This is a genomic window from Dyella sp. 2HG41-7 (assembly GCF_021390675.1).
Lineage (GTDB): Bacteria > Pseudomonadota > Gammaproteobacteria > Xanthomonadales > Rhodanobacteraceae > Dyella_B.
On sequence record NZ_JAJEJV010000004.1, the window covers coordinates 100,840 to 125,317 of the forward strand.

Here is a 24,478-nt window from a genome sequence, read left to right on the forward strand (position 1 = left end):
AGCGATGACGCGGGATGGCGCGCAAACAGACCCGGCCCTTCGGGTTGTCGATGAGTGGCCGCCATGCGGCAGCGCGCGGCTTGGCTTGACAGCCAGTCAAGCCGGCGCCACGCACCACCACCTGACGGCCACTCATCGACAACGCGGGCTACGCAAATAGTGCGAACAGGCCCTGGCTTCACGACAGCCATGATGTGCCTTCCGGCATGGACGGACTTCAGGCACATTTGCAGGGATAAGCATCGGCGTATGAGATGCTTATGAATACGTCTTTCGCACAACACGGCTCTTCACGCGGCGCCTGCGGCGGCGCTTCGCGCGTTGTGGCGATGCCCAACACGGAGGTTGGCGTTTGAATATTTTCGAGCCCATCATCCGACGGCCCATCGCCACGTCGCTGCTGGCGATTGGGCTGCTGCTGGCCGGTTTCTGCGCCTATTTGGTGTTGGGCTTGGCGGCGTTTCCGTCGATTCAATTTCCTGCCGTGGCAGTTGTTGCGCAGTTACCTGGCGCCGACGCGCAAACCGTGGCGTCAACGGTTACCGCGCCGTTGGAGCGCCAGCTCGCACGCATTCCAGGCATTGAGGAGATGAATTCCGATTCGAATTCGGGCGGCATGTCCATCCAGATGCGGTTCGATCTGTCGCGCACATCCGATCAGGCGGCGCGCGATGTGCAAGCCGCGATGAATGCGGCGGCGCCCGATCTGCCCGCTGAGCTGGCGCTGTTTCCGCCGCAGTATTTCAAAGCCGATACGTCGCAGATTCCCGTGCTTTTGATCGCGATGACGTCCACCAGCATGGCGCCGGACAAGCTTTACGATCTGGCCGACACTTTGATGCGCCCAGCCGTCTCGCAAATCACCGGTGTCGCGCAGGCGCAATTGATCGGCGGCTCGCCGCACGCTATTCGCGTATCGATCAATAGCGCGGCGCTCACGGCGAAAGGGCTCACCGCCAACGACATCGCCAACGCATTGCGCGCCGCCAACGTCGCTTCGCCGCAAGGCATTCTCAGCGACGGCGCCATGCAGATGACGGTGTCGGCGAATGACGGACTGCACAAGCCTGCCGATTTTGCGTCCCTGGTGATCGCCAATCAGAAAGGCAAGCCGGTCTATCTTTCCGACGTCGCCGCGGTGACCGACGGCCAGCAGGATTCTACGCAGGCCGCGTGGTTCAACGGCCAGCATGCCGCGATCATGCAGGTGATGAAGCGCTCCGACGCCAACTCGGTAGAAGTGGTGCGGCAGATTCGCGCCGCCATTCCACGACTCCAGCGCATCGTTCCGGCCGACGTGCAGATCTCGCCGATTTTCGATCTCACGCTATCGACCAAATCCGCGTTGCACGAAGTGGAAGTGGCGCTGATGCTCAGCGTGGTGATGGTGGCGTTGGTGATGCTGCTGTTCCTGCGTCGCGTGCGTCCGATGGTGATTGCGATGTTCAGCGTGCCGTTGTCGCTCGCGGGCGCGTTCGTGTTGATGTATTCGCTCGGCTTTACGCTCAATATGCTTTCGCTGATCGCGTTGGTGTTGTGCATCGGCTTTGTGGTGGACGATGCGATCGTAGTGATCGAGAACATCTTCCGCCATATGGAGAAGGGCGAGAAGGCGCTGGACGCAGCATTGATCGGCGTGCGCGAGATCGGCTTCACCGTTATCTCCATCACGCTGTCTCTGGTCGCTGTGTTTGCGCCGATGGTGTTCGGCCGAAGCCCGATGGTGATGCTGCTGCGTGAGTTTTCGGTCACGCTGATCGCCACCATCGTGATGTCCGCGATCGTGTCGCTGACCCTGACGCCTGCGTTGTGCGGTCGCTATCTGCTGGAAGAAAAAGCCAACCGTCACGCGCCGGGCAAGCTTGAATTGGCAGTGGAACGTTTCGACCGCCGCCTGCTTGGCATTTACGAACGCGGATTGAATTGGGCGATGCGGCATCGGCGTATCATGCGTTGGCAGCCGTTGATCCTGCTCGCGCTGACGGTGGGCTTGGCGATGGCGGTGGTGAAGACCGCCGGCGGCACGCTGATGCCGGAAGGCGACACCGGCATGATGCAAGCGGACATGGTGGCCGACGCCAATATTTCGCCGCAACTGCTCGCCAAACGCACGCAAGCGGTGCTTGCCATCATGCAGGCCGATCCGGCGGTGCTGGATGTTTCCGCGTTTCTCGGCGGCAACAATACGAACGGCGGCGTCGGCAACGAAGCGTCGTTCTTCGTCGATCTGAAACCACGCGGCGACGGGCCTGGTCAACGACGCGACGCCGTCGACAAGGTGATCAAGCGCCTCACGGATCAATACAAAAAGCTGACCGACGTGCAGGTTTCCGTCACCAGTCTCGGCTTCTTTACCGACAGCGGCGGCAACAGCAAGGCCAAGGGCAAATACGCCTTCGATCTCACCAGCACCTCCGGCGTGCCCTTGCAGAAGCCCGCACTGCATTTGGCGGAGACGATGCGCAAGATGAAGCAATTCAAAGACGTCAGCACTAGCTTCGACAGCATCGGCAAACAACAATTTCTGGAGATCGACCGCAACGCCGCGGCGCGCCTGCAAGTGGGTATCGGGCAGATCGATCAAACATTGACTGATGCGTTTGGTCAAACGCCGGCGTCGGTCATCTATTCCGACATCAACGAATATCAGGTGATTCTGATCGCCGACAACGCCACGTCGTTGAGTCCCGATACGCTGCTCAACATGTACGTGCGCAACAGCCAAAACAAAATGGTGCCGCTCTCGGCTGTCGCGCGTATTCATCCGCGTATCGAAGCCACCGATGTACAGCATTACAACCAGCTGGAGGCAGCAACGCTCAACTACAACCTCGCCGACGGCGTTACGCAGGCGGAGGGTTTGAAGCTGGTCGATCAAGCGATGTTCGCCGCGCAACTTCCACCGGGCGTGATGAAAAAATTCACCGGCGACAATCAGAAGCTGATGGAAGCGGCGACGAACGGCGCGATCATGTTTATCGCCGTGATTCTGGCGATGTACATCGTGCTGGGCATGCTTTACGAAAGCCTTATTCACCCTCTGACGATTCTCTCCACCTTGCCGGCCGCAGGCATGGGCGCGTTTCTCGCGATGCTGATCACGCATACGCAAATGAGCACGATGTCGGTGATCGCCGTGCTGATGTTGATCGGCATCGTGAAGAAGAACGCGATTCTGATGGTGGATTTCGCGCTGGTCGCCGAACGCGAAGAAGGACTCAAGCCGCCGGAAGCGATTCGCGAAGCCGCACTCGTGCGTTTCCGCCCCATCACCATGACCACGCTGGTGGCGATGGGCGCCGCGCTGCCGTTGGCGATCGGTTTCGGCGTTGGCTCGGAAATGCGCCAGCCGCTGGGCATCGCCATTCTCGGCGGTTTATTTGTTTCGCAGCTGCTTACGTTGCTGAGCACGCCCGCCATCTACTTGTGGCAGTACGACCGCCGATTGCGCAAGGCGGAGCGCAAAGCGCGCCGCGTGGAAAAACGTCGCATTCGCGAAATCAAGCAAGCCGTCGTCACGGCGCTCGCGTGGATACGGCGGTAGACCGTATTGCAGTGACGCACAACCGATGCGCTTGGCTTACGCCAAAGCGCACCGGTTGTCAGGCGTACTAGAACTGCTTTTTCACGCCGAATCGAATCATCTGATCGTGCGCGTGCGGTTGCGCCAGATAGTCGTATTCGGTCGTGATCAGCCAATCCCCCTGCAACTGCAGATCGCTGCCGAAGCCGATCTGCGCGCTGTTGCCGTTGGCGCTGTACGGATTGGTGATAACGCTCCAGGAGCCCGCCGACGGGATGAACGCATAGCTCAACGAGGTGTTGCCGGTTCCCTGGAAATCGTGACCGAATTCGAACCGCACGTGCGGAATCAGCGTGCCGAAACTTTCCTGGATTTGTCCGCTCGCCCGCACGCCGAGGATCGTCTGCGAGGTGCGCACCAGTTGGTTGCCGTAGGTCAACGCATCGATCACATCGCCGGTTTCGGAGTAGCTGTTGAGCCGCGACAACGACCATTCCAAGCGGCCGTACGGCGACAGCAACCAAGAGCCCCATTTGTATTCGTAACCGCCGGTCAGCGATGCGTACCACTGATCGCCGTTGCGGTGACCCATCAAATAGGTGCCGTTGTTGTCGTCGAAACGCCGGCTGCTGAAGCTCAAGCCGCCGCCGCCTAACACGCCGTCGATATACGTTCGCAAAGACGGTTGGAAGCTGCCGTACAAGGCCGCGCTGAATCCTTCCGCGATGCTGTGAGTGCCGTCGTTGGAAATATCGCTGTTGTCGTGGTTGTAGCCAAGGCTGAGACCGGCAACGCCGCGCTCGCCGATGCGCTGGTCCACACCCATCGTCACCGCCAAGTTGTCCGAATCGAAACCTGCCGCCTGACGGTACGCATCGAACGAACCGAAATTCGCCGCGCCGCCGATCCAGACGCCCAGTCCTTGCGGGCCTTTCGCGGGCGTGCTGGAACGAGCGTCGCTTGTTGTCGGCGAGAGCGGCGCAAGCGGCGACATGGATGCATCGCCCATCGCATCGCTGCTGCCGATGCCGGGACGCGCCATCCCGGTCGTCGTCCACGGTTGGTTTGTCGTCGTACCCAATCCGGTCGAATGCATCGGCCGACCATCGAGACTTATCGACAGCGTGTTGCTGAAGAGCGAACCGCCGCCGTCGTGCAGGCTTTCCAGGCGGCCACGGATATTGTCGAGCTGACTCTGCGCGAAGAGTTGGGCTTCCGTGGTTTGCGCGTTGATGATGCCGAGCACATCGGCATTCTTGGACGGATCGGGTTGCTTGCTCACCACCACGAGCACATCCACCGTCACCAGATCGCCGGTCGATGAGGTGAGCACCGCCGTGATCTGCACGAGGCCGAGGAAATTGCCCACGGGCGTGAAGGTCAGCGCCGTCGGTTGACTCAAAGACACGTTGCCGGCGCTTGCGGGTGAAAGTCCCTCGAGTATCGACGACGTATACGAGCCAGGAACGATGCTTCCCAGGTTCACCGTCACTGGCGTGCCCGGCGTGGTCATCACCGTTTTGGTGTGGCCCGATGCACTGCCAGCCGCCGTGACCGTGACGCTGATCGTCGCCGGTTGCGAAGCGCCGAAGTGATTGCTAACCGCGTAGGTGAACGTGTCGGTGCCGGTATAACCCGAAGCCGGCGTATAGGTGATCTGGTCGCCGCTCACCACTGCGTTGCCGTGCGCGGGTTGCGTCGCCACGCTCACGCCAACAAAGGGCTGCGGTCCCGTGGCGCCGGATTCTGCTTGCACGGTCACCGGCGTACCTGCGGTGGTCGCCACCGCATGCGCCGCGGCGACGGGTACGGCCGATGGCGCGACGGTCACCGTCACGGTTGCTGGCGACGATGCGCCGCCAGGATTGCTCGCCGTGTACGTAAAGCTATCGGTGCCGCCGTAGAAAGCGGACGCTGGCGTATACGTAACGCTTTCGCCCGATACAGTGGCCGTGCCGTGCGTCGGCGCTTTGGCGATCGCCACCGATGTCACGTCGATGCCGGCGATCGCGCTGGTGAGATTGATCGTCGTTGCCGTGTTGTAGTTGGTCGTGGCCGAGACGTTGCTCGCGACCGGCGCCGGCGGATTGTTGATCGTCACCGCCAACGTCACTTGCGGTGCGGCGAGGTGACTTGCATCGCCTGCTTGATTGGCTGTGATGGAGCACAGCCCCGCCGACAGCGTCGTCACCGTCGAACTCTGGATCGAACACACCGCGTTCGACGACGATGCAATCGCAAACACCACCGGGCTGCTCGATCCGTCGCCCGTCGCCGAAACCGTAAACGTGCCGCTCGGTTTGAACACCGGTTGTGCCGGATTGGCCACAAAGTTGGTGATCGCGCCGACCGCTTTTGGCGTCACGCTGTTGGACGCGGCCGAAGCCGCGCCGGTGCCGGCCGCGTTGGTTGCGGTCACGGTAAACGTGTAGGCCGTGCCGTTGGTGAGCGTTGTGATGGTGCAGGGCGAAGCCGCGCAGGTGCTCGTCACGCCACCCGGACTGCTGATGGCGGTGTAACCGGTGATCGGATTGCCGCCGTTGCTCGTCGGTGGCGTGAACGTCACCGTTGCTTGAGCATCGCCCGCCGTCGCCGTGCCGATGATGGGCGCGCCCGGTGCGACACCTGCGATCGCAAACGTTTGGCTGACCTGCGGCGCAGGCGAATACGCGCCATTACCGGCTTGATTCGCGTTAATGACGCACGAGCCGGGCGATACCGTCGTCAGCGCGCCGCCACTGGTGATCGTACATACCGCGGTGGTGCTGGAGGAGAACGAAACGGTTAGGCCAGAGCTGGCCGTCGCGGTGAGCGTGGGCGTCGCGCCGAAGTTCTGCGTGCCCGGATTGCTGAAGGTAATCGTTTGATTGTTCTTGGGCGTGACTGCGTTCGACGCCGCGGAAGGCGCGCCAGTGCCCGCCGAATTGGTCGCGGTAACGGTGAACGTATACGCCGTTCCGTTCACCAGTCCGGTCACCACGCAGGGCGACGCGGCACACGTGCCAGTAAGGCCACCGGGACTGCTAGTGGCGGTGTAGCTGGTGATCGAGGCACCGCCGGTGAACGTGGGCGGGACGAAATTGACGGATGCTTGGGCATTGCCTGCCGTGGCCGTGCCGATGACCGGCGCACCCGGAAGCACTGGCATGATAGCGAACGACTGGCTCACCTGCGCCGCCGGCAGATACGCGCTATTGCCCGCTTGATTCGCATTGATCGTGCACGTGCCGGCCGACACCGTGGTCAACGCGCCACCGGAAGTGATCGTGCAGACGGCCGTCGTGCTGGAGCTGAAGCTAACGGTGAGACCGGAGGTCGTCGTGGCGGTAAGCGTGGGCGTCGTGCCGAAATTCTGCGTTCCTGGATTGGCAAACGTGATCGTCTGCGGCGACGCCGGCGTGACGCTGTTGGACGCCGCCGACGCAGCGCCGGTGCCGGCGGAATTGGTCGCGGTAACGGTGAATGTATACGACGTACCGTCCGTCAGTCCTGTCACCACACACGGTGACGTGGCGCAGGTGCCGGTGAGGCCGCCGGGACTGCTGGTGACCGTGTACGCGGTAATCGGCGAACCACCGGTGAAAGGAGGCGCGGTGAAACTTACCGACGCTTGCGTGTTCCCCGGTGTGGCTGTGCCGATCGTCGGCGGACCTGGCACGACCGCCGCCACCGAGAACGATTGCGATACGGTCGGCGCCGGCGAATACGCGCCGTTGCCGCCTTGATCGGCATTGATGCTGCACGTGCCCGCAGTGATGAAAGTGAGCTGGCCTGTCGACGTGATCGTGCACACCGCCGTCGTGGTGGACGAGAACGACACGGTTAGACCCGAGCTTGCGGCCGCGGTCAGCGTTGGCGTGGTGCCGAAATTCTGCGTGCCGGGATTGCTGAAAGTAATCGTCTGACTGGCGCGCGGCGTCACGCTGTTCGACGCTGCGGAAGCCGTGCTCGTGCCCACCGAGTTGGTGGCGGTTACGGTGAAGGTATAGGCGGTACCGTTCGTGAGACCTGTCACCGTGCACGGCGACGTTGCGCACGAACCGGTGAGGCCGCCCGGACTGCTGGTGGCGGTATAGCCGGTGATGGCCGCGCCGCCGTTGTTGCTCGGCGCAGTGAACGTCACCGATGCTTGCGCATTACCCGCCGTGGCCGTGCCGATGGTCGGCGCGCCGGGTACGGTGATGGCGTTGACCGTGAGGGTATAGTTTTGCGAGCCGGTGAAACCATGTGCGTCGGTCGCTTGCGCACTGAAAGGGAATGATCCGGTTACTGTCGGCGTACCGCTCAACACGCCGCTGCTGGTCAGCGTCATACCGCCGGGCAATGCGCCAGACGCAATGGCAAACGTGTAAGGCGACGTTCCGCCGCTCGCCGTCAAAGTCTGCGCAGTGTATGCGTTGTTTTGAATCGCGCTCGGCACCGTGCTTGGCGTCACGGTGATAGTGGGCGCGACGACTTGCAGCGTATAGCTCACTTGCGTGGAAACGCCGGTGCTATCCGTCACCTGCACCGAGAAATTGGTCGAGCCTAATGTTGTAGACGTTCCTGAAATCGCGCCTGAGCTGCCGATGGAAATACCGGCTGGCGGCGCGGTGCCGGGCACTTGCGCATACGTATACGGCGCGGTGCCTCCGCTTGCACTCAAAGTTTGGTTGTAGGACTGATAGGCGATGGCGTTCGGCAAATTTCCGCTCGCCGGCGAGACGCTGATGGCGCCCCCGGTGATGGTGAGCGTGATGGTTACTTCGCCAGTGTTGTTCGCCGAATCGGTGGCAGCGATGGTGAATGTAAACGCGCCACTTTCCGTCGGCGTACCCGAAATCAAACCACTGGAGTTGTCGCTGAGCCCCGCCGGTAACACACCCTGATTGATCTGATACGTATAGGGCCCGCCGTTGCCGCCGGACGCGCTGAATTGCAGCGAATACGCTTGACCGATCGTGCCGTTGGGCGCCGACGCGGGACTCACCGTGACGGGCGTCGTCGAAGACGTACCGATCGTGATGTTTACTGTGACGGGTCGATTGTTGTCGTCGAGATAGACATACGAATCGGACGTCGCGCCTTTACCGTCGTTGGTATAGGTGATGTCGATCAGATTGGCGCTGACCGAAAGCGTGCCGTGCGAAGGATTGGTCTGGATACTGTCGATGCCCAGGCCATCCGTACAGCTGCTGGTGTCCAAAACATACTGATTGCCCGAGGCCACCGTGAAACTCTGGGTCGTACACGTACCGGCGCGCGCAATATTCGGCACCACTGAAAGCATGCCCAGCAACAACGCGATAACTAACCAGCTTCCCCTTCCCTGCGCTGCGATACGCAGCCACGCGAACACCGTCTGCAATAGACGCATGTTCCTTCTCCTTGCCCCTGATTGTCCGCGGCACCTTTACAAAAGGTCCCCCCCGCGCGATAAACGCCTTCGGCGCGCAACAGCGTCGCGACTGTAACACCGTTTTTATTAAATCCGCGTCTGCAGTACCCGTCTGTCCTTGCCTGTCACGGAACGATACGGCTCCGTGTGGTTCTTCACACCTGACCAGGGGAAAACGCTATGTCCGAATACTTTCTCGGGCAAATCATGCTCACCGGCTTTAACTTTCCACCGCGTTATTTTGCGCAATGCAACGGCCAATTGCTGCCGATTCAGCAAAATACTGCGCTTTTTTCGCTATTAGGTACTTTTTACGGGGGCGATGGCATACGCACGTTCGGCTTGCCGGACTTGCGCGGGCGAACGCCTGTCGGCGCCGGTCCGTCCGCCGATCCAAGATGGGCGCCCAATCCCTATGTACAGGGGGAAATAGAGGGCGTCGAAAGTGTCTCACTCATGCAGCAGCAGATGCCGAACCATCAGCACATGATGAACGCCACGACGCAGGCCGGCGCCGCTCGCAATCCCAACAATTCCCTTTACGGCGCACCTCCGAGCGAAGCGCTCTACGCCACCACGGACAACAGTCCGATCCCGCTGGTGAACACGCAAGTGCAACCCATCGGTTCCGGGGCGCCCCATCCGAATATGCAGCCGAGTCTGGCGATCAATTTCAACATTGCGCTAAGCGGAATTTATCCATCACGCAGTTGATCGTGACGCCACATACCCTTTTGCAAGGAGCAACGTTATGACGACCCCTTTCGTGGGTGAGATTCGCTTGTTTGGCTTTCCGCGCGTTCCGACCGGCTGGTTCGCGTGCGACGGAAGCCTGCAGTCCATTGCGCAATATGAGGTTCTGTATCAATTGATCGGCACGACGTACGGCGGCGACGGCGTCAATACATTCGCTTTGCCGGATTTGCGCGGTAGCATCCCGTTGCATCAGGGGACGGGACTGGGACTCACTCCGCGCCCGATCGGCCAACGCGTCGGCAGTGAAACGGTAACGCTGAATACCACCCAGTTGCCGCAGCACACACATACCGCCAATGCCACCAAGAACAACGTCAGCAGTAAAACGCCCGGCCCGACGTTCTTGCCAGGCACGCTTACGACCACCGACACCATGTACGCCACCAACCTGACTGGCGCGAGCACCTTCACGATGGCGAACAACTGCGTTTCGACGCAGGGCGGGAGCCAATCCCATGACAACACGATGCCGACTCTGACCGTGTCGTATTGCATTGCGTACGCGGGCGTCTATCCATCGCAAAGCTGATGCCACTCACCCATGCAATCCATCATGACATCGCACGTTCAGGAGCAAGCTCATGACTCAACCATTTATCGGTGAAATACAGGTTTTCGGCTTCAATTTCGCGCCTTATGGCTGGGCGCAGTGCAATGGTCCGGTGTTGCCCATCTCGCAATACAGCGCGCTTTTCTCGCTGATCGGCACCATTTACGGTGGCAACGGAACCAGCAATTTTCAGCTGCCCAATCTGGCCGCGCGAGCGGCATGCAGCCAAGGACAAGGGCCCAACTTGACGTCGCGCAGTCCCGGCAACACGTTTGGCGTCGACAGCGTCACGCTTGCCGCCACTCAGATGCCGACGCATACGCACGGGTTCACGCTCTACAACCAGCCCGACACCAGCCTGCGCAGCAACACACCTACGACGAACAGTGCATTGCTGGTGCCTTTGACGGACGCTTTTCCGACCACGAGTGTTTCGCCCAACACGACCTTCAGTCCGCAAATGCTGAGTCCCAATGGGGGAAACCAACCGCATGAGAACCGCCAACCGGTCTTAGCGATCAACTATTGCATCGCTTTGAACGGTGTTTTCCCTTCGTTTGGATGATACCGGGCGCGACACTTTCGCTTCCGGCTTTTCCCTCGGCGCGACCGGATGCGCCGGCACGCACGGCATCGTTCGCCGTGCCGGACATCCGGTTGCGGCATGCCGAGGCATCGGACTTGCCGTTTCTGCGTCAGCTCTATGGCATCTTGCGTGCGCAAGAGCTGGCGCAAACCGGTTGGCCGAACGATCTGCGACAAGCATTTCTCGACAGCCAGTTCGCGCTGCAGCATCGTCACTTTGTGGCGATGTATGCCGCAGCCGATTTTTATCTCGTGCAATGTGGCGATGAACCGATCGGCCGTTTTTATCTGCTGCGCGAGCGGCCGTATTTCCTCGTCGTCGACATCGCTTTGCTTCCGTCCTGGCGCGGACGCAGCATTGGCACGGATCTGCTGGCGTGGGCGCAACGGCTCGTGGAACAGGACCACGATGCCGCAGGCATCGATCTGCACGTGGACGAGCGCAACGTCGCAGCCCAGCGGCTCTATGCGCGACTCGGCTTCCACGTCAGCACGCATGCATCGCCATATATCGCGATGCGATGGTCGTGCGAATCAACGACTCAGTTGAACACGGCCTGATACACGAAGCCGTCCTGATTGCGCGCCACCGGCACCAGAAAAATGCCGAACGCGCCCAGCGCGGGACTTTCCATCTGATAGATGCGCTGAGGAAACAGCACGGCCGAAGCATGCTGAAAAAACAGCGAAAAAGGCGCGCGCATCGCCGCTTGAAATCCGTGTGCCTGTAGAGGACGCGCTTCGATCAACACAAATGGCGAATGGCCAGCCCCGAGATCGACCGTAAAGGTCTCATTGATGTGACCGGCGAAATGTTCCAGCGTAAGGATCTGCACGTCCACCCCCTGTGGTTCGGCGAGCAACGAGTGTCGCACGGAAAACTTTCGGACGATAGCTTGGAGCGTGTTCGATCGGAGCGAAGCATGCATTGAAGCAAACCGGACTGATTTCGCAGTCCGGTTTGCGTGCAATGCACCAACCGCGATCAATGCAACGCGTTGAGCGCCGGATCGCGTTCCACTTTGTAAATCTTCGCGGGCGGCGCCGCCGACTTCAGCAGTTTCAGCTTGACGTCGCGCTGCTGGCAAGCGTTGCCGCCTTTGACGAAGACGCCGTCCTGCGTGCACTTCCACTCGTAGAAGTTCTGGATGCCGCCAGCGAGCTGCAGGCTGTAATCGGTGCTGAGCGCCGCCGCATTGAACGGTACGCCGGCCGGGATGTTCTGGAACCAGCGCATCCACTCCGGCGAACCTACCGGCGGCACCTTGTCCGGCGCCTGGAAGGTCGGATTCATGATCGTCAGCTGCGGGCTTTCACCCGTCATGTGACAACTCATGCAAGCGCTGACCGGGTTGTCCACGGGGCCGTCTAGGCGTCCATTCCAACCCAGATGGGTCGGCGGCAACTCGGAGGTCTTGGCGTTGATGGCCGACTCCTTGATCGTCGGATTGATCTTGGTGACCGACGGCTTCGGATTGGTGTAGTCGTTGCCGGTGTTTTCCGGATCGTTGCCCCACATCACGCCCACCGGCACCAAGTTGTCCCAACTCGGCTTGCTGCTCATCGCGCCGTTGTACTGGAAGGTGCCGAAGATCCAGCCGGTTCCCGGAATACGCGTGTCGCGCACCGCGAAGTCCATCTGGATCAGCGCCACGTTCTTGATTTCGCGGTTGGCCGAGTTGAAATCGTCGGTGACGTACGCCTGCCACAACACCGGATTCACCAGGAACGGCACCTGTTTCATATCGACGTCGGCGAAAAGCGGTTTGCACACCACCGTGCCGTTATGAAAACTGTTCGGCTTCGAGGTGACGGAGGGATCGGGATTTTGCGGATCTTTCCACACCTGACCGATGGTGTAGCCGCCAACGTCGTTGTAGATGCCGACCGCAAAGGTTTGCCCAGTGGTGGTCTGTGTCGGTGCGAGTTGCTGCGCCTGAATCTGCGCTTCTTTGGTCAGGCCGTGAATACCTTCGCGGCCCAGCGGTCCGTAATGCTGCCACGGCGCGTGATACCAATGCCGAATGGTATTTTTCTGCACATACCAATCGTTCTCGACATTGCCTTCCAGGCAATATTTCTTCACCGCATCCACATAAGGCCGCCACTGCTCGAAATCGTTGGTGAGTTTTGGCGGAAGAAGCTTGAAAAACTCGGGCGCCGGTCCATTCGGCAATGTCTTGGGATAATCCTGGCTCAACTGAAACAATGGTCCGGTGTACGTTGCCGGTGGTTGATATCCATAATCCGGAAACGTGCCCGCATTGACAGCACTTACCATTACCAGCGCCACGACGGCGCAGGCCGTTCTGCCTTTGGCAAAAAGCATGTTGTTGCCCCCTTACTGGTCATCCTTCGCACCGGCGTTGCGCCCGTGCACCGTGTCCGGTTAGTTGCTGGCCCGGACTGCCTTCCACATTCCATTCACGCGTAACTTGGGCCCGTTGCCGTCGTGGAAATGTGAAAGTCGAAGGATCGAGGGCGTATCAGTGCATTAATCGCTTGGTCCGGTGCACGCGGCGTATCGCTGACCTTCGATGTGCAACGCGGCATGACCATCCAATTCCACCTCGCCAGCGTAGTGCTGCGGGGAATCCAACGCGATGCGGCCGTTGCCTTTGTGAGCGCCGCACGCAACCTGCCAAGCCAAGGCGGTGCTGGTGCGATGTTCGCCGCTGCGCTCGCAGTTCGCTTCGGGTTTCATGGCGTCGACGAAGGTCGTCCACGGATCGGCGCCGTCGTAGAGGCATTTCCACTTGACGGCGGTTTTGCCGTCTTTCGCAGTGTGCAGCGTGATCTTCCAAAGCCCAGGCATCGCCTGAAAATCGCCGGGATCGGCGTGCGCGTTAGATGCAATGGCGCCGGATGCGCTCATCAATACCAGCGCTGCGATGGGGTTGGACCAACGCCCGAAATAGCCCGTGGAGCGTGCAAACAAAGTCATTGTTCGAGTGGTTCCATGCTGTCGCTAAAAAACATGCCCTGCCCGCCGAAGCGGGCAGGGCACTTACCTAGATTACTCAGTTCTGCGCGTTTTGATTGCCCGCCACGCTCGAATCGTTATCCCAACCGCGATGGAAGTTGAACATGTCCATCAGGTCGCCGATCGCCGGTGCATTGACCGGTACATACGGGTTGTTGGGGAACGAAATCGGATTCGGCAGGTTGTCGCGGCTGCGATGGGAAATCGTTTCGTCCAGATCCCAGTTCGCTTCCACGAATTTGTCGAAAGAAACGTGGTCGCCATAGCTGTGCACTACGCGGCCGCCTTCGGAGTACTTGGACACCACCAACAGCGGAATACGCGTGCCATCGCCGAAGAAGTCGATCGGCTGCACGTAACCGGAGTCGTAGTAACCGCCGCCTTCATCAAAGGTGATCATGATGGCGGTGTTGTTCCACAGCTTCGGATTGGCCTGCACCATCTGAATGATCTTCTGCGCGTAACCTTCGAACAGCTGCAGCTTCGACGACGACGGATGGCCGTCCAGCAACCCGTCCGGCTTGGCGATAGCCACGGCCGGCAACGTGTCGTTCTGGATGTCGTTGTAAAGGTTGTTGAGGTCCTGGTTGTTCGCGCGCAGCGTCGGATTGGTCATGACCTGCGTGGAGTACAAGAACGGATCGCAGATGTTGCAGAACGTGCCGGCTTCACCGTCTTCCTTGCCGCCGTCGAAACCTTCGCCGTAATACTTCCAGCTCACCTTATGGCGCGTCAGCAAGAGCGCGAGGTTCTGTTGCTTGCTCGGCGGAATGGTGAACTGCTGAGCGCCCAGCGGCGCGGCCGTACCGTCGCCCAGGTAACCTGGGTTGTAGTTGTTGACCAGGTAGTACGCACCCTTTTTGCAATCCGTGCCATGGAAGGTGTGATACGGCAAGCTCTTGAGGTACTTGCGCACCGCACCGACGCCCGGCTGCGAATCGTCCGCGCAATTCACGTACGAACCGCCGCTGTAGCCGTCTTGCACCCACCAGTTGTTGGTGCCCGATTGCGAGTTCGGATTCTCGATCTGATTTTCCGGCGGCGTGGTCGGATCGCCGTTGGCGTCCGCGTAATAAATCAGATCGCCGAAGCCCAGCATGATGTGGTTGGCGCCCGTGCCGCCCATCACCGATTGATGGAAGTTGTCGCTGAGCGCGTACTGCTCGGCCAGTTGCTTGAAGTACGGCGCATCGCCGGCGGCCATGTTGAGGAACTGCATGGACGTGGAGCCTTCGCCGGTGCTTTCATCGGTGAAGTTGGCCGGCTGCGTCACGCCGTTGTTGCCGGCGCCCATGGTCACTTCCACCCACGGGAAAAGATCCGCGCGGCAACCGCTCGGATTCTGACGCGTGGCATGGTTCACGTTGCAATCGAGCTGCTGCCACATCTGATAGAAACGATGCACGGGGCTATTGGCGTAATCGTTGTAGCTGATCGAAGCGTGCATATCGACCGGCGCATTCGGCAGCGTGGTCGGGAAGCGCGTGTCGAGCACATGATTCGGCAAGCCAGTGCCGCCTTCAGCGAGTTCCTGATAAGCCGCCGTGGGCAGACCCGGTTCGATCGCTTCCGCTTGCGCGGCCGAAGCGAGGTAGGGCTGCGTCGGCGCGCCGCCGGTGTTCATCGACGGAAGATTGGTGTACGCACTGGTGTGCGTGGGCGATACCGAGTAATCGCCAGTCTGGCTGGCTTGCCATTGCTGCGCTTTCGCAGCGTTCGGACCGGGCGTGCCGTCCGCTTTCACGATGCCTTCGGACAACAGGTTGTTGACCGTTTGGCCATGCGGCGGCGTGTACGTGGCAAAGACATGATCGAAGGTGCGGTTTTCACCGATCAGCAAGATGACGTGCTTGATCGGCGTACGCGTGCGGTTGCTGGCGTCCTGGCCGTTTTGCGGGTTGTACAGCGTCACCACGCCGCCGGGTTGACCGTTCACCGGCTTGGTCGCGGTGGTCGGTACGTTCGAGCGGAAGTGTGCATCGTCTTGCTGGTTGGCGGTCTGCGCGTTCGCCATACCGACAAGGCCGGTGACGAGAGCGCCGATGACAAAGGGTTTCAACCTGGTACGGCCATACTTCGTGGGCATAACTGGTGTCTCCTGCTGGCATGCTGCGAAAGCCTGCAATCGAGTAATCCCCCTGATTACGGTCTGCGTGTTTGCGTGCAGGCGCAGATCCCCCGCAGACCGCCGAAAAGTCTGCGCCGCGTAGATGACGCAACGTTGGCAACGACACGACATCGCGTCGCCCTGCGATGACAGTCGTGCGACAAATGTGACAACTTGCACACCGCCTTGACGCAACGTTTACGATTACGCCGGCAACACCTCGAAGGGACGCATCATTTCGTTGTCCTCGTGCTCGAGGAAATGGCAATGCCATACATAGCGGCCGGGCTCGCCTTCGAAACGCATCGCGATGCGCGTGACCATGCCCGGATCGGCGCGCACCGTATCTTTCCATCCAAGTTCTTGCGGTTCGGGCGATTGCGCCGGACCGGTGAACACCAACTTGCGATGCGCATTCCATGCGAACAGATCGAACGGACGTCGATCGAGGATCTGAAAACGCACCAGATGCACGTGGATGGGATGCGCATCGCCGGTGAGATTGACGAAGCTCCAGGTTTCGATGCTGTTCTGCTTCGGTTTTTCCGTGATCGGATCCGACCAGCGCTGACCGTTGAGCAACATCGTCATCGCGTTGCCGTTCGCATCATCGGTTTCATTGAGCGTAAGCACGCGGTTTTGCACGGCGCTCGCCGGATCGATGCGTGCGACGTCGCGCAGCTTCGCCGGCAACGCAGAGGTGTCGGGTCGCCCGTGCTCGCGTACGCGAAATTGCAGAATGCCTTCTGCCTGATGACGCAGTTGCAACGATTTGCCGGCGAAGCCAGAGAAATCGATCACCACATCGGCGCGCTCGGCGGGATACAGCTCGATGCGCGAGCGCTCGAAAGGTGCGGACAGCAGTCCTTGATCGCTGCCGATCTGATGAAAGGACTGATCGTGCGACAGCGACAGATCGAAGAAGCGCGTATTGGCGACGTTGGCCAGACGGAAGCGATAACGCCGCGGTTCCACATCGAGATACGGAAAGATCTTGCCGTTGCACAGCACCAAGTTGCCGCTGCACTGCATGACCCACGGCGCGGAAGGATCGTCCGACACCGGGTAATAAAGCTGTCCATCCTGCGCCACCATTCGATCGCACAGCATCAGCGGAATATCGCAGTCGCCCGACGGAAGATTGAGTGCTTGCTCTTCTTTGTCGTGAACGATGTAGGCGCCGAACAATCCCGCGTAGATATTCAGACGCGTGATGCCCATGGCGTGATCGTGGTACCACAACGTGGCGGCGTCCTGCGCGTTGGGATAGTGATAAAGCACCGAACGGCCGGGCGTGTACCAGTCTTCCGGAAAACCATCCGCGTTCGCGGATACGCGCGCGCCGTGCACGTGCGTGATCGCGCGCACTTCGGGCTTGTCTTTCTCGGCGCCGTGAATGGCGTGATCGATCGGCAGAAAATGTTTCGACGGTAACGCGTTGACCCATTCGACCAACAACGGCTCGTCGCGTTGGCCGACGATGGTCGGCCCGGGAAATTGACCGTCGTAACCCCATAGCGGCGTGGATGGGACGTCGCGATGCAGTTTTGTTTTGCACGCGCGCATGTCCATGCGGTAGTACGGCAACGTGCGACCGGGATACGCAGGATGCGTGCGCTGCTCGGTTGCGCGCGCGATGGCAGGAATGGGTAACGGATCGACGAAGCGCGCCAGCGATGTCGGATTGATCAGCGGCACGTTCGGTGCGGCCAGTGTCGGCATGCTGGTTCGCATCGGCATGGTCATCGGCATGGTGGATGCGCGTGCGGCGCGCCACGGCCATAGATCCGTCAGTGCGTACGCGCCGACGCATGCGCCGGCGCCTCGCAAAAAATCACGTCGCGTGAAAGTCATATTTGTTCCGCCCGGCTGCGGCGATGTACGGCGATGGAATCGTCGCGCCGACAAACCTGCCGAAGACCATGGATACCGAAGTCATCCATCAACCCTACGGACGCGGAATGACAGAATTGTGGCAGCACGTTCTGGGCACATCGGCACAGCGACACAGCGCTGGCTAGGTCGTACCCCTGACACAGGTCACGCCATGGAAGCGGATCGGCGCATGTTAGGCTCTGATCGACATAAATATCGCGCGGTGTCCTGCATGGTGGATGCCACTAACGCGGATCAAGACTAGGGGCTTTCATGATCGAGACGGACGCCGACGCAAGCGGCGATCTGCAGCGTTTTCACGTGCTGTGGGTGTTTGGCAGCATGACCGAAGCGTTGCGACGACAACTGGTGGCGTTCTGGATGCAGGAGGGCGCGCTCACCCATGCGGACGAAGCATGGCGTCGTTCGTGGGAAGCCGCGTGCATTCTGCAGGAGCGCAGCACCGGCAACATCGCCGGCGTGTGCACCGTTGCGATTCGCATGGACGACAACGAGCGCAGCTACGGCTATGTGCGAATTTTCATTCGCCCGAGCAATCGCCTGATCGGTCTGAACATGCGTCTTATGGAGCGCATGATCGAAGGATTTATGTCGCTCGCCTACGAACCCGGCGCGCCGCAGCGTTTGATCGCCACCATCGAAAACCAAAAGCTTACGCGTCGCGGCGCGCAGCGTTGTCTGGCCAAGCTCGGCTTTGCGCACGTCGGCACCGCAGCCAACGGCGAACTGGTCATGCAACGCATGCTGACCGCGTAACGCGGTCAGCTGCTTCGACATCCCTGTGCCTCGACACATCCATGTGTCGAGGTACCACTAGCCCCTCTCCTTAGAACTTCTTCGTGAAGCCCACGCTCAACGCATTGTCGTTGAGATGGCTGGAGAACTGTCCCTGGTAATCCAGGTAGAGGCTCCACGAGGCACCTGCTTGCGCGTTGATGCGCGCGCCGACCGTGGCGATGCCACGACCCACCGAATCGCCCGGTAGCATGAACACCGTGCCGTCCTGGCTGGTGGCCTGCACGGTCGGACCGTTGTTGTTGCGCGTATCGTAGCGATAACCCACGTTGAACTGCGGCACGTAGTTGATGCCTTGTGCCATGAACGCATGCGAGAACTGCACGCGCGCATACGGTTGCACGCTGGTGTAGCTCGTGTGCGTACCTTGCAGCGCGAATTCCGGCGCCAGCGGATTGCTGCTGGGAATGGATTCGCCGAACGCGCCCAGAGTTTCGTGCTGGTACAGCGCACCGATCTCCGGTGTCACCTGCCACTGCGCCGCGGTGAGTGGCCATGCCGCCTGCAGTGCGGCCGCGGTGGTGTCGCCGTCGGGGCTGGCCACGCCGTGGCCGACACCTGTCTCGCGATACACGCGGTAGCTGCTGTGCGTTTCGTCGATCATGCCGGACAACACCACCGGACCGACATTGGCATAGGCATACGCGCCGCCGTGAACGTCGTCGACCGTACCGTTGCCGCCGTTGCGGTTGTTGCCGTTGATGCGATCGAAACCCGCTTCGACACCCAGATGCGCCATATCGCTCACCGCGTGATCGAAACCGCCCTGCAAGCCAAACACCGTGCTGTTCAAACCGTTGCTGCCGGTGAGCGAATCGCTGCCGCCGCTGTATTGCACCCACAGGTCGCTGTTGCACGAAGCGCTAACCGTATTGGCGTGCGACGCGTTGGCGCCGTTGCATGCCGTCTCGTTGGAGCGCAACGTGGCGCCGAGCACGGTGGTAAGCGATTGCTGTCCGACCAGGCCCGTGGCGCGCATCAGGTTTGCGTACAAGCTGCCTTGCGCCGGCGTGACGACCGTCGGCTTCATCGCGAGATCGGCCTGTGTTGCGGTATAGATCACGCTGGTATTAAGCAATGCGGGAACTACGGCACCTGTCGACGTCGTGGAAGCGAACTGCCCGCTGAGAGCCTTGGCTTGCACCAGGGTATAGGTGTGCTCGATGTAGGTGCCCGGCGCAAAGATCAGGTTTAGCTTTCCTGCAAGGCTGGCGTTGCCATTGACCACCAGCTCCGACGCCACCGTCGGTGTCACGTCGATCTGCAGCGTGCCGCCGGCGTTCTGCGTGTAGTTGCCGTTGACGGTCAACACGCCCACTGAGCCACCTGGCCACACCGTGCCATCGTTGATCACGTTGCCGTTGATGGTGCCATGGCCGCGCAAGGTACCGCCGCTCTGCACATCGACTTCCGGGGTTGTCAGGCTGGCTGTCGGATTATTGGCATCGCCGATTTCGAGTGTGCCGCCGCTCACCGTTGCGGTGCCCGCAACCGTGTTCGTACCGTCCAGGATTTGCGTGCCGGTCCCTTGCATGGTGATCGAGCCCGCGATGACCGCGCCGTGGAACGAATTGCTGGCATTGTCGCCAAGCGTCAGCGATTTGCTTCCTGTGGTCAGCGTGCCGCCTGCACCCGTCAATTGCCCCAGCACTACGCCCGCATTGGTGACACCGGAAAGATCCAGCGTGCCTTGCTGGACTTCCCAATTCATGCCGGTCGGGAGCGTTCCGGTGAAGGTCCAATTACTGCTGCCGATCTTCTCGTAGGTAGCGAAACCATAGATCTGCGACGTGCCGGTGTAGCTGGTCGGCATCGTCGTAACGAGCTGGGTAGCGTCGAACTTGCCGTTCGCGCTGCCGCCAAAAGCCAGCGTATCGCCGCCGCCGGTGGCGCCACTGGTGCTGACAACATTACCCACGAACGTTGCGCCCGATTCCAGGACCAGCACATTGCCGCCGCCGCTTAAATCCACGGCATCCGCTTGCACGCCGGTGGCGCTCATTCCACCCGCGATCGATCCCGCATTGTCGATCATCGATCCGCCCGTCGACACAACACCCACACCACCCGCGCCGCCGGTTCCATCCATACCCGCCGTGCCGCCACGGGAAATCGAGCCCTGCGCGCCAGCTGCGCCGCCATAACCGCCGGAGATCGTGCCGGTGTTGGTCAGCGCGAAATTCGATCCGCTGACGCCAACGCCACCTGCACCACCATTGCCGCCATTGCCCGCGGTGCCCGCCGTCGTATACGACGCGCCACCATTGCCGCCCGCACCGCCGTTGCCGCCAGTGATCGCGCCAGCATTAGTGACCGTGAAATAGGCGCCGCTGACACCCGCTCCGCCGTCAGCACCCTGACCGCCAGCGCTTGATACACCCGACGCGCCACCTGCCCCGGAGGACGTACCCGGTGCGCCATAGTTGCCGTTGCCGCCCGCACCACCCGCGCCGCCGCGAATGAGGGTCTGAGCGGCGTTAGTGAGTACGAATTGCATACCCGTAACCCCGGCTCCGCCCGCGCCACCCGCGCCACCCGCGCCACCGTTACCGCCGGCGCCGCCGTTGCCGGTGCGGGACGAGCCGCCATATCCGCCGTATCCACCGCGGCCGCCCACGCCGCCGGCACCGCCGTAGAGCGCGCCGCTGTTGGTGATCGTCGCGTAGCTGGCAGCGATCGCGGCGGCGCCCGCGCCACCCGCACCGCCGGACGCCCCGTTGGCGCCGTTGCCTGCGGTACCGGAATACGTACTACCGCTTTGATTGGCGCTTCCCGCGGCGCCGCCGTAACCGCCCCTACCGCCGGCAATCAAACCCGAATTGGTAAGGTTGATGTGGCTGCCTTGAACGCCATCGCCACCGGCGCCACCGGCGCCACCTGCGCCGCCCATGCCGGAGGAACCTGCGCTAGCTTGGGTGCCATAACCGCCAGGACCACCCCAGCCGCCGTTACCACCGTGGCCACCGCCAGCACCCACGATGAGCTGGGTGTTGGCGAGGGTAAAGTTGGTGCCGGTCACGCCGGCGCCGCCCGCTCCACCGGCGCCGCCGGCGCCGCCGTTGCCGCCACTACCTGCGTTGTTGCTGTTGTTGACCGAGCCGCCCCACCAGCCGGAGCCGCCGTTGCCGCCCACGGCGCCATAACCACCGGCCAGAACACCATTGTTGGTCACGGTGAAATAGCTGCCGCTAATCGCTGCGCCACCCGCGCCGCCCGCGCCACCCGCGCCACCCGCGCCGCCATGGGCGGCATAGCCACCCGTGCTGCCGTTGCTGTTACCGGCCGAATTGCCGTTGCCGCCGGTACCGCCAAGACCGCCATAGCCACCGACGATGACGCGATTGTTGGTCACCACAAACTGCGTGCCTTCCACCGCGTTGCCGCCAGCACCACCCGCGCCGCCAGCGCCGCCGTTGCCCGCACCGCCGCTATGGCCTGCAGTCGAGCCGGCACCACCACCGCTGTACCCGCCAGTGCCGCCGTGGCCACCATAGCCGCCCCCGATATATCCGCTATTGGTCAAGTTGAACGACGAACCGCTCACTCCCGCGCCCGCAGCGCCGCCGGCACCACCGGCGCCGCCATTGCCGCCCTGACCGCCCGAGACCGTGCTTCCGGTTTGAACGGCGCCTTGCGGACCGGCGTAGCCGCCGCCGCCGCCCTGGCCGCCGACGCCGCCGGAACCGCCCAGGATCCCGCCTGAATTGGTCAGCGTGCTAGCGCCAGTTGCGATGACAGCCGCGCTGCCGATACCGCCGTAGCCACCCGCGCCGCCATTGCCACCGTTGCCGGTCATGCCATTGCTGGTGGTAGGTTGACCGTTGGACGACGATCCCATGTATTTGCCACCGCGACCGCCCACGCCGCCGTTGCCACCGGCGCCGCCATTGCCGCCCCGGATATAGCCGGTGTTGGTGAGGGTGATCCCAGAGCCGATGATGCCCGCGCCGCCATTGCCGCCAGCGCCGCCGACGGCGCCGTTGGCACCGGACACCGGCGCAGGGTTTCCGCCGTACTTGGAACCGCCCGCGGCGCCCGAGCCGCCGGAGCCGCCAAAACCGCCATTGCCGCCGTTGCCGCCCGTGATGCCACCTTGGTTGTTCACCGTGAAGCTGGTGCCACTGATCGCCGCTGTACCCGCGTAACCCGCACCCCCCGCGGTCCCTGCCGTGGTGGTCGAACCACCGTTACCGGAATAACCCGAGCTGCCATTGCCACCGTTGATGCCGGACACAGACACGCCCGAATCCACTCCAAGCGTGGTTCCCGACGACATGACGGCGCCGCCCGTGAGCGCGCTTCCACTGACGGTCAGATCAAGTTCGCCGCCCTGGATCAGCCATGTCGCGCTGGTGTTGACCGCGCCGCTCAACGTCCAGATGCTGTTGCCAGTCTTTTCGTAGTTGGCGAAGCCCTGGTATTGCGCACCGTTGCCGGATTGGTCGATCGAACCGGAAAGCGTGGCATTGGTGTCGCCGCCCAGATCGAGCGTGTCGCCACCGTTGGTGGTGCCGCTGCTGCTGACCACATTGCCGGTAATGCTGGAACCCGCTTCGAGTTCCAGCGTGTTATTGCCGCCGCTCAAATCGATCGCGTCGGCCTGCAAACCGTAATAACCCACGCCGCCAGCGATTATTCCGCTGTTGACGATGGTGGTGTTGCCCATCGCCACGATGCCGACACCGCCGAGGCCGCCCGAGTTGCCATTGCCGGCTGCGCCGCCGTTGCCGCCAGTGATACTGCCGGTATTGGTCAGCGTTGATCCGATGATCGAAACACCAACGCCGCCACTGCCACCGACGCCGCCCATAAAGGAGTCATTGGCGCCGGCGCCACCGATGCCGCCGGTGATTTGACCGCTGTTAGTGATCGTAAGGCCGCTACCGGAAACACCCGTGCCACCGTCGCCACCATTGCCGCCAAAGCCACCGTCGCTGACGGATCCGCCGCCGTTACCGCCAGCGCCACCCGTAATCGAGCCGCCGTTGGTCAAGGTAAAACTGACACCCGCAACGCCTGTACCACCGCCACCGCCAGCGGCTGCTATAAAGCCACCGCCGCCATTGCCGCCTGCACCACCCGTGATGGTCGTGCCTGAGCCGCTAGTAATGGTGGCGCCCGCACCGGCATAGACGCCTGCGCCACCACCACCACCGCCACCGCCGTAGCCCGACGATGAACTGAAGCCGCCATTGCCGCCATTGCCGCCTTGACCGCCCACGACGCTGCCCGGATTAGTAAAGGACGCGCCCGCGCTGACCGACTGTCCCGCGCCGCCGCCGCCACCACCACCACCGCCACCATAGTAAGTGCCGGCAAAATCGCCGCCGCCGCCGCCACCGCCGCCATTGCCGAGCGTACCCAATCCACCGCCCACGCCGCCGCCGCCCGGATGATCGACCGGACCGCCGGCGCCGCCCGTATTGTTGGCGCCCTGACCCGCAGATCCTGCGTAGCCAGCCGAGCCGCCCGTGCCGCCACTATTGGCGTAGCTTCCCGACGTCACCGAGCCAGTACCGCCTGCACCCGGCTGATCGCTGGTGGTGCCGGCGCCGCCGTTTCCTCCATTCACGCCACAAACTGTGGTCGCGCTGGGTACGCACGTCTGCGCCATCAACGGCGATGCGACCGTGACCAATGCGGCAGCCACGGCGATGGCCAGCAGGCGCGATGTCAGCTCCGGCTTCGACGGCGCATCCGTGCCACCGACCACGGCCCCTTTGGGCGCGGTAACCAGCTCGGAGGCTACTTGCATGATGCCGAGCGTGCGATTGAAAACGAGGCGATAAATTCGATTCACAGTGATGTCCCCTGTTAACTTCCGATGTGTTGGATTTATGGCGTTGTGATGGGGCATTCGCGGCGTGCGCACTGACGCAGCGGACGAACGTCCGTCGAACTAAAGA

13 protein-coding genes are annotated in these 24,478 nt (G+C 61.7%); 6 read left to right on the forward strand and 7 right to left on the reverse strand.

All coding sequences use genetic code 11. The features are described 5' to 3' along the window. The first annotated feature begins 352 nt into the window (after positions 1-352). The gene (locus tag L0U79_RS01880) at positions 353-3,544 is read left to right on the forward strand and encodes an efflux RND transporter permease subunit (protein WP_233840196.1); all 3,192 of its coding nucleotides are present in this window, start codon (positions 353-355) and stop codon (positions 3,542-3,544) included. A 67-nt stretch (positions 3,545-3,611) separates the two neighbouring features. Here the strand turns inward: L0U79_RS01880 and L0U79_RS01885 are convergent, their stop codons facing one another. Continuing rightward, positions 3,612-8,879, reverse strand: a complete 5,268-nt coding sequence (locus L0U79_RS01885; RefSeq protein WP_233840197.1) for an autotransporter domain-containing protein — start codon at positions 8,877-8,879, stop codon at positions 3,612-3,614. Positions 8,880-9,080: 201 nt separating this feature from the next. Here L0U79_RS01885 and L0U79_RS01890 point away from each other — a divergent pair, with 201 nt between their 5' ends. The 4 genes from L0U79_RS01890 (at position 9,081) to L0U79_RS01905 (ending at position 11,352) form a co-directional block, all read left to right on the forward strand. Further along, a complete protein-coding gene (locus tag L0U79_RS01890) occupies positions 9,081-9,614 on the forward strand; it encodes a tail fiber protein (RefSeq protein ID WP_233840198.1) in 534 nt (177 codons plus the stop codon). 37 nt (positions 9,615-9,651) lie between these two features. Next, positions 9,652-10,185 carry a tail fiber protein gene (locus L0U79_RS01895; RefSeq protein WP_233840199.1) on the forward strand — a complete coding sequence of 178 codons (534 nt, stop codon included), beginning with the start codon at positions 9,652-9,654 and terminating at the stop codon, positions 10,183-10,185. A 52-nt stretch (positions 10,186-10,237) separates the two neighbouring features. Then, positions 10,238-10,771 carry a tail fiber protein gene (locus L0U79_RS01900; protein ID WP_233840200.1) on the forward strand — a complete coding sequence of 178 codons (534 nt, stop codon included), beginning with the start codon at positions 10,238-10,240 and terminating at the stop codon, positions 10,769-10,771. A 77-nt stretch (positions 10,772-10,848) separates the two neighbouring features. Continuing rightward, on the forward strand, positions 10,849-11,352 hold the full coding sequence (locus L0U79_RS01905) for a GNAT family N-acetyltransferase (RefSeq protein WP_233840201.1): 504 nt from the start codon (positions 10,849-10,851) through the stop codon (positions 11,350-11,352). Here L0U79_RS01905 and L0U79_RS01910 read toward each other — a convergent pair. The 5 genes from L0U79_RS01910 to L0U79_RS01930 form a co-directional block, all read right to left on the reverse strand. Then, the gene (locus L0U79_RS01910; RefSeq protein ID WP_233840202.1) at positions 11,334-11,627 is read right to left on the reverse strand and encodes a hypothetical protein; all 294 of its coding nucleotides are present in this window, start codon (positions 11,625-11,627) and stop codon (positions 11,334-11,336) included. The genes L0U79_RS01905 and L0U79_RS01910 overlap by 19 nt on opposite strands. Before the next feature lie 149 nt (positions 11,628-11,776). Beyond that, the gene (locus tag L0U79_RS01915) at positions 11,777-13,120 is read right to left on the reverse strand and encodes a hypothetical protein (RefSeq protein ID WP_233840203.1); all 1,344 of its coding nucleotides are present in this window, start codon (positions 13,118-13,120) and stop codon (positions 11,777-11,779) included. A 165-nt stretch (positions 13,121-13,285) separates the two neighbouring features. Then, positions 13,286-13,735, reverse strand: a complete 450-nt coding sequence (locus L0U79_RS01920) for a hypothetical protein (RefSeq protein ID WP_233840204.1) — start codon at positions 13,733-13,735, stop codon at positions 13,286-13,288. A gap of 76 nt (positions 13,736-13,811) precedes the next feature. After that, positions 13,812-15,860 carry an alkaline phosphatase family protein gene (locus tag L0U79_RS01925; RefSeq protein ID WP_233840205.1) on the reverse strand — a complete coding sequence of 683 codons (2,049 nt, stop codon included), beginning with the start codon at positions 15,858-15,860 and terminating at the stop codon, positions 13,812-13,814. Positions 15,861-16,085: 225 nt separating this feature from the next. Then, complete coding sequence (locus L0U79_RS01930) at positions 16,086-17,735, reverse strand: multicopper oxidase domain-containing protein (protein WP_233840206.1); 1,650 nt, start codon at positions 17,733-17,735, stop codon at positions 16,086-16,088. Between the two features lie 294 nt (positions 17,736-18,029). Here L0U79_RS01930 and L0U79_RS01935 point away from each other — a divergent pair, with 294 nt between their 5' ends. Continuing rightward, entirely contained in the window at positions 18,030-18,533 is a 504-nt protein-coding gene (locus L0U79_RS01935; RefSeq protein ID WP_233840207.1) for a hypothetical protein, read from the forward strand. A 70-nt stretch (positions 18,534-18,603) separates the two neighbouring features. Here the strand turns inward: L0U79_RS01935 and L0U79_RS19170 are convergent, their stop codons facing one another. Continuing rightward, positions 18,604-24,372 (reverse strand): ESPR-type extended signal peptide-containing protein, encoded by a 5,769-nt coding sequence (locus tag L0U79_RS19170; protein WP_255683018.1) that lies wholly within the window; start codon positions 24,370-24,372, stop codon positions 18,604-18,606. Positions 24,373-24,478: the final 106 nt, after the last annotated feature.